The organism is Helicobacter sp. MIT 14-3879 (genome assembly GCF_003364125.1).
Genome location: NZ_NXLP01000018.1, coordinates 1 through 12,604, shown reverse-complemented (window position 1 = coordinate 12,604; position 12,604 = coordinate 1). Strand labels below are relative to the sequence as shown.

Annotated in this window: 14 protein-coding genes; 5 read left to right on the top strand and 9 right to left on the bottom strand. The window is 27.2% G+C overall.

Annotated features, from left to right (window positions below):
- Positions 1–5: 5 nt before the first annotated feature.
- The 3 genes from CQA44_RS08360 to CQA44_RS08350 are packed head-to-tail and all read right to left on the bottom strand — an operon-like array spanning position 6 to position 2,271.
- Positions 6–848 (bottom strand): class 1 fructose-bisphosphatase, encoded by an 843-nt coding sequence (locus CQA44_RS08360; RefSeq protein WP_115546811.1) that lies wholly within the window; start codon positions 846–848, stop codon positions 6–8.
- 2 nt (positions 849–850) lie between these two features.
- Positions 851–1,579: a hypothetical protein gene (locus tag CQA44_RS08355; RefSeq protein WP_115546810.1), complete on the bottom strand. Its 729-nt coding sequence runs from the start codon at positions 1,577–1,579 to the stop codon at positions 851–853.
- On the bottom strand, positions 1,576–2,271 hold the full coding sequence (locus CQA44_RS08350) for an ABC transporter ATP-binding protein (RefSeq protein ID WP_115546809.1): 696 nt from the start codon (positions 2,269–2,271) through the stop codon (positions 1,576–1,578). The genes CQA44_RS08355 and CQA44_RS08350 overlap by 4 nt, the downstream gene beginning before the upstream one ends.
- Positions 2,272–2,383: 112 nt before the next feature.
- On the opposite strand from CQA44_RS08350, the gene rpe reads away from it, so the two are divergent.
- Together rpe and CQA44_RS08340 are read left to right on the top strand one after the other, a co-directional pair.
- Positions 2,384–3,022, top strand: a complete 639-nt coding sequence (gene rpe, locus CQA44_RS08345; protein WP_115546808.1) for a ribulose-phosphate 3-epimerase — start codon at positions 2,384–2,386, stop codon at positions 3,020–3,022.
- Complete coding sequence (locus tag CQA44_RS08340; protein WP_115546807.1) at positions 3,022–3,804, top strand: 3'-5' exonuclease; 783 nt, start codon at positions 3,022–3,024, stop codon at positions 3,802–3,804. Before rpe ends, CQA44_RS08340 begins: the two co-directional genes overlap by 1 nt.
- Positions 3,805–3,854: 50 nt before the next feature.
- On the opposite strand, the gene CQA44_RS08335 is transcribed toward CQA44_RS08340, so the two are convergent.
- Genes CQA44_RS08335 through dgt form a run of 6 tightly spaced genes read right to left on the bottom strand, consistent with a single transcriptional unit; the run spans position 3,855 to position 9,786 of the window.
- Complete coding sequence (locus CQA44_RS08335; RefSeq protein ID WP_115546806.1) at positions 3,855–4,814, bottom strand: c-type cytochrome; 960 nt, start codon at positions 4,812–4,814, stop codon at positions 3,855–3,857.
- Positions 4,811–6,046, bottom strand: a complete 1,236-nt coding sequence (locus tag CQA44_RS08330; RefSeq protein ID WP_115546805.1) for a cytochrome bc complex cytochrome b subunit — start codon at positions 6,044–6,046, stop codon at positions 4,811–4,813. The genes CQA44_RS08335 and CQA44_RS08330 overlap by 4 nt, the downstream gene beginning before the upstream one ends.
- Before the next feature lie 10 nt (positions 6,047–6,056).
- Positions 6,057–6,557, bottom strand: a complete 501-nt coding sequence (petA, locus tag CQA44_RS08325; protein WP_115546804.1) for a ubiquinol-cytochrome c reductase iron-sulfur subunit — start codon at positions 6,555–6,557, stop codon at positions 6,057–6,059.
- Positions 6,558–6,615: 58 nt separating this feature from the next.
- Positions 6,616–7,557, bottom strand: coding sequence for an SAM-dependent methyltransferase (locus CQA44_RS08320; protein ID WP_115546803.1), 942 nt, complete (start codon positions 7,555–7,557; stop codon positions 6,616–6,618).
- Positions 7,557–8,738 (bottom strand): aspartate aminotransferase family protein, encoded by a 1,182-nt coding sequence (locus CQA44_RS08315; RefSeq protein WP_115546802.1) that lies wholly within the window; start codon positions 8,736–8,738, stop codon positions 7,557–7,559. Before CQA44_RS08315 ends, CQA44_RS08320 begins: the two co-directional genes overlap by 1 nt.
- Positions 8,731–9,786: a dGTP triphosphohydrolase gene (dgt, locus tag CQA44_RS08310; protein ID WP_115546801.1), complete on the bottom strand. Its 1,056-nt coding sequence runs from the start codon at positions 9,784–9,786 to the stop codon at positions 8,731–8,733. Before dgt ends, CQA44_RS08315 begins: the two co-directional genes overlap by 8 nt.
- Before the next feature lie 90 nt (positions 9,787–9,876).
- Between dgt and CQA44_RS08305 the strand changes: the two genes are divergently transcribed.
- The 3 genes from CQA44_RS08305 to CQA44_RS08295 all read left to right on the top strand — a co-directional run.
- Positions 9,877–10,524: an MBL fold metallo-hydrolase gene (locus tag CQA44_RS08305; protein WP_115546800.1), complete on the top strand. Its 648-nt coding sequence runs from the start codon at positions 9,877–9,879 to the stop codon at positions 10,522–10,524.
- A gap of 4 nt (positions 10,525–10,528) precedes the next feature.
- Positions 10,529–11,272, top strand: coding sequence for a HesA/MoeB/ThiF family protein (locus tag CQA44_RS08300; protein WP_115546799.1), 744 nt, complete (start codon positions 10,529–10,531; stop codon positions 11,270–11,272).
- 22 nt (positions 11,273–11,294) lie between these two features.
- A partial coding sequence (locus CQA44_RS08295) for a sulfatase-like hydrolase/transferase (protein ID WP_147289769.1) occupies positions 11,295–12,604 on the top strand: 1,310 nt, incomplete at its 3' end.

Below are 12,604 nucleotides of genomic sequence, written 5' to 3'. Positions count from 1 at the left end.
AACCTCTATTTATAAGCTAATTTTACTCTCTCAATCTCATATTTACTTCCAAAAAAGCAGGGCAAACTCTGATGAAGAGAATCTATTTCTAAATCTAATAATCTATTTTTACCATCAATTGCTTCTCCATAAGCCTTCTCAAATATAAATGCAAATGGAAATACCTCAAACAAGGCTCTAAGCTTGCCATTTGGAGCATCATTAGTGCTAGGGTAGCTAAATAACCCACCACCTTTTACTAATATGTTATGTAAATCTGGAACCATTCCACCAGAATATCTCAAGCGATACCCCTCTAAAAATAAGGATTCTATTAAAATTTTATGATTTGTAAGCCAACTTTTTTGTGTGCCTCCCGGTGCATTTAAATTGCCTTTTTGATTTAATACAAGATTTCCTATAAACCTCCACTCTACACCATCATAAACATAATGATTTACATCACTTTGAGCAATTACTATTTCTAGTCTAACACCATATAATACATATCCACTAGCTATTAAATTTTTAGCACTTAATTCATTATTATAGATTCCAAATATACTCCCAACGCTAAAGTTAGAATCTACAATAGAAGAACCATCAAGAGGGTCAAATGCAACAATATAAAACCCACTTCTACAATCCTTTTTATAAATTATCTCATTTTCTTCTTCACTACAAATTCCTTTAACTGAATCTAGCTCAAGCAAAACATCTTTAAATATATTATTTGATAAAACATCAATCTGAAGTTGCTTATCTCCTGTGCTATTTGTGCTATTTAAATATGTAAAATTACATTTACCAAGAAGACTATTAACTTCAATTGCGGCTTTTTTTATAGAAGAAAATATAGAATCTAGCATATTTAAACCTCCAACTTGTTTTTTATCAAATATCTAGCAATAATATAATAAATAATAGTTATGAATAAATCAATAAGGTCATGTAAAAATAATTCCGTAGTAGTAGCATTAAAATCCCATATTCTACCAAATGCTAAATACTTAATACTTAAAGATGCAATAGAAGAAACAAATAAAATCATAAAAAACAATAAGATACCAGTAATTGTTTTAAATCTAACAATTTTTCCTGTATTAAGAATTGCCAAAATTAAAAAAATAAGACAAATATTATTAATTATTGAAATAAATGTTTTCCACAATAGATAAAAAGAACTTATATCTTTTAACATAAAGAAGAATCTTGTATCCACAAAAGAATACAACCAAAGAGTAGTAATTACTATGCTTAATAAAACCCAAGTTGTGCTAACAATAATTTTAGAGCAAAGTATGTAATCTATACTTACAGGAATGCTAAGTGTTAAATATCCTTCACTTGAAAATAATCTTGAATAAAGTGATTTTAATATAATAATTCCTAAAAAAATAATATAGCAAAAAACACCAAGTAAAGTAATAAACATCATAATTACAGTAAATATTTTTATTACACTAGAGCTTGTATCAAAATAGCTATTATACCCAATATACTTTAGGCTAAAAATCAATACAAATAATATTCCATTAATAACCAATACAGGAAAAAAATATTCTAAAAATTCATATTTTAATACTTTTAAAAACCTCAAAACAACTCCTTAAAAATCTCTTCTAAATTATCATTATTAAATCTATTTTTTAAATTTACAATACTATCATTAGCAATTATTTCACCATATTTTAGGAAAATTGCAGATGAGAGAATATTTTGAACGCTAAATATTAAATGAGTTGAAATGATAATACTAGCATCTTTGCTGTAATTTTCTAGTATAAGATTAAATATTATATCTCTAGCCACAGGATCAACCCCAGCAATAGGCTCATCAAAGATATACAATTCTGCTTTTCTACTTAGAATTAGAATTAATTGTAATTTTTCTTTAGTCCCTTTAGATAAAGACTTAAATTTATAATCTAGCGAAATATTACAATCTTTTAAAAGAGATATTGCCTTATGTTTATCAAAATCATCAAAAAAATCCACAAAATAACCAATACATTTATTTACACTCCAAGAATCTGTTATAAAATTTACATCAGGGAGATATGCTATTTTTGCTTTAGATTCTATGTTAATTTTATCTCCAAGCAATATAACCTCACCTTCATAATTATTAATCAAACCAACAATAATCTTTATTAGTGTAGTTTTTCCTGAACCATTTGGACCAAGAAGTCCTACTACCTCTCCACTGTTAATATTAAACGATACATTATTTAAGGCATTTATAGTACTAAAATTTTTACTAAGATTTGTTACTTCTAAAAGTGGGCTCATTAAAGCTTCCTTAAATATAAAAAATTAAATTACGTAATTATAGCTTTAAAATATGTATTTTAGGTTTTTTTTACTATTATTAAGATGTTAAATTTATTATTTAAGGTTAGTTATGTTAATTGCTCCAAGTATGCTTTCAGCTGATTTTGGCAAACTCAGTGAAGAAATAGATAAGCTAAACAATACAGATTGTAACTATTTACACATTGATATAATGGATGGATATTTTGTGCCAAATATGACTTTTGGGAAAGGGATTGTAGAATCCATTGCAAAGCAAAGTAAAAAGCCACTTGATATTCATCTAATGGTAAAAAATACAGAATTTTTTATAAATATGTTTTTAGATATTAAACCTGAATTTTTAAGCATTCATATCGAAGAAGAAATCCATATAAATAGAATGATTAACTTAATTCAAAGTCACAATATAAAAGCAGGAATCGTGTTAAACCCACATACTCCACCACAATCCATTGAATACATAATCGAATATGTAGATTTAGTGCTTTTAATGTCTGTAAATCCTGGATTTGGAGGACAGAGCTTTATACCAAATGTTTTACAAAAAGCCTATATTGTAAAAAAAATGATTAATGATAAAAACCCAAATTGCTTATTAGAAATTGATGGAGGCATTAATAATAAAAATATTAATATAGTAAAAAAAGCTTTCATTGATATAGTAGTATCAGGAAATTATATCTTTAGCTCTAAAAACTATCAAAAAGCAATAGATTCTCTTAGATAATGACTTTAGCAAAAAAACAAGATTCTTTAGATATTTATAAAAATTATGATAATTTAATAGATATTTTATTAAAAAAAGACTTTATTGGAAAAAATGAATTTTTAGAAATATTAGATAATAATCTTGATTTTGAGATAAATTTTGAAATGGCTATATCATTTGGAATCCCACTTATAATAAAACATTCTAATATAGCTTTAAATGTTAAGCAAGATATTTTTAGTCAAATTTTTTGCATTATTGATATAGAAACCACAGGATTCTCTCCAAATAATGATGACATAATTGAAATTGGAGCAATAAAATATATAAATGGAAATATTATTGATAGATTTGAAAGCTACATTAATGCTAAAAATATACCACCAAAAATTACAGAAATTACAGGTATAACAACTAATGAAACAATAAATGCACCTAATATTAAAAATGTATTAGAAAGATTTAAGTTATTTTTAAAAGATTCTATATTTATGGCACATAATATAAACTTTGATTTTAACTTTATAAACGAAAAGCTTATATTGAATTCCATTCCACCTATGAAAAACCTAAAATTATGCACATTAAATCTTGCTAGAAAAACGATAGCATCAGAAAAATATGGGCTTGAACACTTAAATAAAGTATTAGATATAAACTATCCAACAAGACATCGTGCTTATGCTGATTGTATAATTGCTTTGAAAGTTTTTGAAAACAGTATTTTAAATCTACCTAATGAAGTAAAAAATGTAAAAGATTTATTGTATTTTGCAAATATGACAAAATATACTAAATAATAAAAGGTTTTTAATCTTTTATTATTTACCTTTTATTGTTATTTATAAATTTAGTGCAAATCTCTCCAAATTTTTCTTTTCCATAGATAAGCAAATATAGCCATTATAATCATAAAGCCAATTAAAATTTTACCAACAAATATTCTTTCATCTTTCTTGCTATCACCAATATTTTCTAAGTATTTAATTACTCTATCTTGGCTAACTTCATTTAAACCAATGCGTGGCATAGCTGCATTAGATAGAATTTTTTGTGGGTCATTAATAAATTTTTGTAAATTATCCTCTCCTCTACTCCTTATCATCATAGATAAATCAGGTGCTTTTGCTCCCATATATGCCGCAATGTTGTCTGAAGGAGTAAGAGAGAATACATTGTCATATTTTACACTATGACATCTATTGCAAGCACTAATAAATACTTCTTTATTGGTAATATGCTCTTTTAATGCGTTTAATTTTGCTTCATTATTATTTTTTTGAAAAGCTTCAACCTTAGATTTATATTCACTAGATTCTAATACCTGTGCCTGTAAATTCTTCTCTCCTATACTTTTAAAATATGCAACTATATCACCCAATTCTTTATCACTAAGTGGAGAGGGTGGCATAGGAAAAAACTTATCATTGCCAAACTTATGACCTAATTTAAGAGTTTTTACAGGATCTTTAATAAGATTTGCTAAAAAATTCCCATCATATAAAGCACCAATATTTGATAAATCAGGTGGAATAACTCCATAAGCCACGATTGCATCTTCTTTTGACATCATCATAGGAAAACCTTCTTTTTCTATACTATGACAAGAAACACAAAAAGTAGTAGCTAATGTTTTTCCATTTTCAACACTGCCTTCTGTTGGCAACTTTTCTAAGTCGCTAAATTTAAAATCTGCTGGAGTGGTATGTGGGTGAAATACAGAGTGAGCTAATGGCTCTACCCCCCAATATAATATCCCAACTACAATAATAACAAAGGCTAAAATTTTAAGCTCTCTTAAAGCACTCATTTTACACCTCCATTCGATTTTCTCTCAATCATTGTTATAATAGGTAGCATTATAATTAAAAGTATAAATACGATAGCCGCTATAAATCCTACATAATTATTTATGCCCTCTGGAGGTAATTTTCCAAATATAGTTAGAACAATTAAATCAGCTATTAAGACAAAAAACCATATAAAAAATAAGGGTCTTTTATGTGCTGGAGCAACAACAGGGCTTCTATCCAAAAATGGTAATGCAAATAAAATAACTTGTGCAAAACCAAAAAATATTAATCCTAGAGTTTCACTCATATAAAAACCTCTTAAAATCTCATAACTCCATAAGAAATACCATTCTGGATAAATATGTGCTGGTGTTTTCAAAGTATCTGCTGGATCAAAGTTAATAGGGTCCATTGCAAAGTTATAATTAAAACATATCAAATAAACAAAAAGTATCATAAATGTGCAAATTACAAATATATCCTTTGATAAGAAATCTGGCCAAAATGCAACTACTTTAGAATCTTTCTTATTTCCATTTTTATACTTTTCAACCTCTTTATCAAAATCTAACTCTTCCCCATCTTGATTATTTACATGAGGAATTCTTAGTGAATAAAAATGAGTAACTATCAAAAGCATAATAGCAAGAGGTAGTAAAAACACATGCAGCATAAAAAATCTTGTTAAAGTAGCATCAGCTGGTATAAAATTACCTCTTATCCATACAACTAAATCAGGTCCAATAAATGGGACTTTGCCAAATAAATCTGTAATAACTTTTGCAGCCCAATAGCTCATTTGCCCCCAAGGTAGCATATATCCACTAAAAGCTTCTGCAGAAAATAATACAAAAAGTATCATTCCTGTTATCCATATCATTTCCCTGCCTCTTTTATATGAACCATAATAAATTGCAACTAACATATGAATATATATAATCAAAAAAATTAATGATGCACTAACTGCATGTGCATGCCTCCAAAGCCAACCATACTCAACCTCACTCATTATAGTAAAATTTACACTATCAAAAGCAAGTTTTGTATCTGGCTTATAATACATCAACAAAAAGATTCCAGATACTACCAATACGCTAAAAAGAACTGTCAAAACAACTCCCATAGCCCAAAGAAAATTAATATTTTTTGGAATCCAATATTCTGTCATTAATACTTTTGTAAGTTTTCTTACTGCTAGACGTTGGTCTAACCAATCTATAAAGCCATCAGCTTTTTTTATCTCTGCCATTCCATCTCCTTTATGCTTTTATTAATTGCTTGTATATTTCACCTTCTTCACCAAGCACTAACTTTGTTCCATCGATATTAAAAGGTGGTATTTGCATAGGTTTTGGTGGTGGTCCAGACATATTTACACCAGAATCATTAAAGACACCTCCGTGGCAAGCACAAACAAATTGCTTTTTTTCTGAATGATATTGAGGAATACAACCTAGGTGAGTGCAAACCTGCAAACCTACGCTATAAATCTCGCCATTAAGTTCAAAATCTCTTCCATCTACCTTAGGAACATCTGCACTTTTTTTAATGACATAAACAGGCTGACCTCTCCATTCAAAAGTTTTTAATTCCCCTATTTTAAGCTGTGAAATATCAACTGTTGTAAAACCTCCTGATACCACACTAGGAAGCGGGTCCCAAGTTTTTTTCATAGCAACTAATGACCCTACAACTCCAACTGTTGTTATGGCACCTAGACTCATACCAAGAAAGTCTCGTCTATTAATACTATCTCCCATTTATCCCCCTAATAATTTAAAAATATTTAAAAACAAAATTTGCATTATATGAAATTTATTATAAAAAGTTACTATAAATTGCTATTTTAAATTTTGCACTAAGCTCATTTAGTAAAATTTTAATTTTATTACTCTCTCTTATGTAAATATGCTCTGAAATATGGCTACTGTCATAAAAGCTTTGACATAAATCTAATATCCCAAAATCCTCAACTAATGCTAAATCCTGCCTTTTATATAAAACTTTTTTAGAGCCAATATCAATAAAAGCCTTATCTAAAAATAAGAATGGAACATTATATGTAATATCACTTTTACCAAAAAACATATCAAGTTTTTTATTAAATGGATTTATAATTTGGTGTTTATGAAAGATTCTAAGACTAAAATCATTTCTATTTATTTCGCTACCATAATCACAAACTAAAAAAATAAATTTAAAAGATTCTAATATTTTGCAAAATTTAAAATAACTTAGTGGAATCTCACCCTTTTTAATCCCAAAGCTACTAGCTAAATTTATAATATCTATATTAGCACTCTTAAAAATAATTTCATTATTTTCTATAAAAGCCATTTTGTTATTATCAAACAGCTCACAAGGCAAAGCATCAAATAGTTCATTTGCAATAAAAAATATATTAGAATCATTAATTATATTTTCCAACCCTCTAACAACTCTAATTTTTAAGCTAGATTCTACTAAATGATTAGATTCTACTAATATAAACTCACAATTTTCTACTACATTAACACTTATAGCATTTAAAAACTCATAAATATCATTTAATAAATTTAGATTATTTCCACCAATATCAATAATTTTTAGTGGTAATTTAAGATTTCCATTTTCTAAATTTTTTAAAATATAATTTGCAATAGAACCACCAAAAAATTTACTAGAAGTAACTGATGTATAGAAATCTCCATTTTTACCAATTTTGGCATTTTTATAATAAGAACTAACCCAACTTTTAAAATACTCTGAAAAAATAATCATTATTTTAGACTATCTAATGCCTTTGAAAGCCTATAAAAACCTTCATATATTTCATCTTTTGTAATATTTATAGCAGGTAGAAACCTAAGCGTTGAATTACCAGATTTAAGCAATAATAGGTGATTATCTCTAGCTTTATTAATGATTTTTGATAAAGTCTCATCATTAATTATCTTTAAACCTCTCATAAATCCAATACCACTTACTTCTTTGATAAAATCATATTTATTAGCGATATATTCTAATTTATCATTAAAAATATCAATATTTTCTTTTAATTTATTGCTTTTTTTATAGGATTCTAGGGTATCTAATACGCAAATAGCGGCACTTGTAGAAAGAGGATTTCCTCCAAATGTACTTCCGTGGTCACTTGGAGAAAAAATATCAACTTTATTTGTCATAGTAGCACCAATAGGAATCCCTCCTGCAAGACCTTTTGCAATGCTAATTACATCAGGGCTAATATTATATAAATTTGAGGCTAGAAACTCTCCACTTCTATAAATACCACTTTGAACCTCATCAATCATTAATAACACATCATTTTGCCTACAAAATTGCTCTAATTCTAATATAGAATCTTTTGGAATAGCATAAACTCCGCCCTCACCTTGAATTAACTCTAAGAGTATTCCAACAACTTCTTTGTCATTCTTTGCTATTTTTATTGCCTCGCTAACATTACTAGCATATAAAAACCCATCTGGAAATGGAGAAAAATGCTTATGCATCTTATCTTGCCCGCAAGCTTTAAGGGTAGCTATGCTCCTTCCATGAAAGCTATTTTTTAATGTAATAATTTTAAAGCGAGAAGAATTTTTGCCATATTTTCTTGCAATTTTTATAGCACATTCATTAGCCTCTAGCCCAGAATTACAAAAAAATACTTTCATTTTATATAAACTCAAATCAACCATTTTCTTTGCTAACTTAACTTGAGATTCTATTAAAAATAGATTTGATAAATGTATCAATTTTGATGCTTGAGTATTGATAGCATTGATTAATTTTTTATTATTATGCCCTAGTGAATTAACTCCAATTCCGGAGGTAAAATCTATATATTCAATATTATTATTTGTATAGATTCTAGAGCCATTACCATAAACAAAATGTGTATAATCCCTAGAATAAGTATTTAATATGTATTCTTTATCTAATTTTTCTAAATTATCCAATATGTAACTCCTTGTAAAGTTTAATTGCAAATCTATCTGTCATTGATGCAATATAATCACTAACTATACGATGATGTTTAAATCCTGCATCTATCTTATCTTTTAATTCTCTTGGCAATAATCCCCTATCATTCATAAAATCATCAAACAAGCTTCTAATACATAGCTTTCCAAAGGACATTTTCCTCTTTATTTCCTCGTGGCGATATAAATTTTTAAATAAAAGCTGCTTTAACTTTGATAGGCTATTTGCAATATTTGGACTATATTTTATTTCTTTATTAGTTTTATAATTTTTTATAACATCTTCTATTAACAGACAAATTAGAGATGAAACAAAGCGATATTTAAAAATTTTATCTCTTCTATCAATGCCTTCTTTTGCGATATTTTCAAAAAGTAATCTTACAATCTCATTTTCTTCTAACATTTCAAATTCAATTAATTTATGCTTTATACCATCATCTATATCATGGCTAATATATGCTATCTCATCACTTAAATCAACAACCATTGCCTCCAACATTGGACTTAACTCTATGCTAAAAGCATCATTTAAATTTTTACTAAAAAATGGCTTTTTATATGGTGTTGAATGCTTCAATACACCCTCTAATGTAGCAAAAGTTAAATTAAGCCCATTAAAATCTTTATATCTTTTTTCTAACTCGCTAATCACACGAAAGGATTGAAAATTATGCTCAAATCCATTTTTAAATCCAGATTCTTTTAAAATCCTATCTAATTCATCACCACCAGAATGCCCAAATGGAGAATGCCCTAAATCATGAGCAAGTGCTATTGCTTCAGCTAAATCCTCGCATAAATCACAATGTTTAGCAATAGCCCTAGCAATTTGACTAACCTCAATACTATGAGTTAGTCTAGTTCTAAAATAATCACCCTCAATGTTTAAAAAGACTTGTGTTTTATATTCTAATCTTCTAAAAGAGCTGCAATGTATAATTCTATCTCTATCTCTTGCAAATGGCTCTCTAAAATCATCTTTAAAGCTATAAAATCTATGTGTAGGACTATATTGTTTCATATAAAACCCTCTAATTAATTATCAAAGTTTGTCATTTTATCAAAATTAATTTAGAATTATGTTTTGATAAAATTTAAAAAAAGGTTGGATATGGAGTTATTAAGCAAAGCTTTTGGAGACTATCAAACAAATTGCTATATTTTAAAAACAAAAATAGGAGATTTTATAATAGACCCGGGCGTAGAATCTACAACTTGGATAAATGAAAATACAAATAAAGCAATTTGTATTTTAAATACTCACGGACACTATGATCATATTTGGTGTAATAAAGAACTAAAAGATATATTTAATATCCCTATTTTTTGCCCAAAAGAAGATGCTTTTATGTTAGAGAGTGATTGTTTCAACTTAGGGCTAACCACTTGCAAACCTGATTTTTATGTAGAAAATGATGAAATATTTTATTTTAGCAAAAGCGATAATGGAAAAATAAATATAGAATCTAACAAAGATATTAAGAAAAACAAAGACAAAATAAAAGTAGAATATATGTTTTTTCCCGGTCATACTCCGGGATGCTCTATGATAAAGATAGGAGAATATATTTTTAGTGGAGATTTTATATTTTATAGAAGTATTGGGAGAAGTGATTTTCCATATTCAAACACAAAAGATATGCAAAAATCCTTAGAAAAATTTGCTCAAATACAGTATGATATGATGCTTTATCCAGGACATGGAAAAAGCACTACAATAAAAAATGAACAAAAAAATCTACATTTATATATGAGGTAATTTTATGTTAAATGAAAGTGACAGATTCCGCTATATTAGACACTTAATGTTAGATGATGTTGGAGAGGATGGACAAGAAAAGTTGTTTAATGCCTCAATTCTTATAATTGGCGCAGGAGGACTTGGTTCTCCAAATGCACTATATCTAACTGCTGCTGGAATTGGAGAGATTGGAATTTTGGATTTTGATAAGGTTGATTTAAGCAATCTTCAAAGACAGATTCTTCACAATATGGATAATCTTGATAAATTCAAAGTGGATTCTGCTAGAGAAAAATTAAGCAAAATAAATGATAGAACTAAGATTAACTTGCATTATGATAAAATTAATACAAATAATATATCTGATTTTATAAAAAAATATGATTTTATAATTGATGCAACCGATAATTTTGAAGCAAAATTTTTGATAAATCAAGCTTGTATTACTAATAATAAGCCTTACTCTCACGCTGGGATTTATAAGTTTTGTGGAAATGCAATGACAATTATACCAAAAACCAGCTCTTGTCTTACTTGTGCATTTGAAGCTCCTCCACCAAAAGAAATGGATTCTTTTTTTAAAGCTGGGCTTTTTGGGGTAGTGCCGGGAGTTTTGGGCTGTATTCAAGCAAGTGAAGCTATAAAATATATCTTAAATATAGGAGATTTGCTTACAAACAAACTTCTTAGTATTGATTTAAAATCAATGAATTTTAGAAAAATAGATGTAAAGAGAAATATTAATTGTAAAATTTGTGCAAAATAAAAACACAAAAAGAAAGTTTAATATGAAATTGAGAATTATAAAAACAAGTATAATTTTTATTAGTGTATTTTTAATATGTCTTTTAATTTCTAGTTTTTTATGGATAACCAACAATTATAGTAACGATATAAATATAGATGCTGTGATTTTTCACATTAAATATCCACTTGTTGGGGTGAATAAAATATTTATATATAGCTATATTTTGCAAGCTACACTCCCTAGCTTTTTAGTAGCAATATTTTATTTAAAAAATCCAAAGCTAACATTATTTATAATATCTATTTTTATCATTATATTATTAATATTTTCTTTAGAGTTTCAATACCTAAAACCAATATCAAATATGCAAAATACGACTATTATTGGATTAATTAATATTAAAATAATAGGATTGTATTTTAAATCATTTATATTTAATGATGATTTTGGAATTGTATATATTTTAAAAACATTATTGCTAATGATTACAATAGCACTATTGTTTTTAATTTTAATTAAGATATTTAACTTAAGTTTTAAATTTTATAGAAGATACAAAATATTGCATAAATTTTCTATTGCTTTAATTTTTTTGTATAGTTTTTATGTGATAAATGATTTAAATATTTATAAATTCTTAAAGCCAAAAAAATACTCTAATTTTTATGAACAAAATTACATTATTCCTACAATAGAGCCTAGCAAAAACACTAATAATCTAATAATAATCCTAGCAGAATCCTTAGAAACTTCATTTGCATCTATGAATGATTCTATACTAAATTCTAAAGAAGTGGAGAAAATAAATAACCTTATTCCAAATCTCTACAACTTAGCAATAAAAAATATTAATTTTAGTAATAACAATTCATTTGGTGGGATAATTCAAACCAACAATACAAATTGGACTATTGCAGGGACTACTGGCTATTTATGTGGAATACCACTAAATATGCCTCCTCAAGTATCACCAAAAAAATTTCTAACTAATGCTATTTGCATTAGCGACATATTAAACAATATAGGCTATTATCAATTAGCTTTATTAGGCTATGATTCAAATTTTGCTGGTTCAAAATATTTTTTTGGAGAACATAAAATTAATTATTTTGATATTTTTGATTTAAGTAAGAATTATGAGACTAAAGAGGGCTTTTGGGGAATAGCAGATTCTAATATATTTGATATTGCAAAAAAGGTTTTAAGTAGTTATAAAAAAGATTCTCCTTTTGTGTTATATATACCAACTGCTGATACCCACTTTCCAAATGGTTATGTTGATAAAGATTTTTGTAGTGATTTAGAGTTTGGTTACTCTAGTGCTATAAAGTGTTCTGATAGAATTATAAG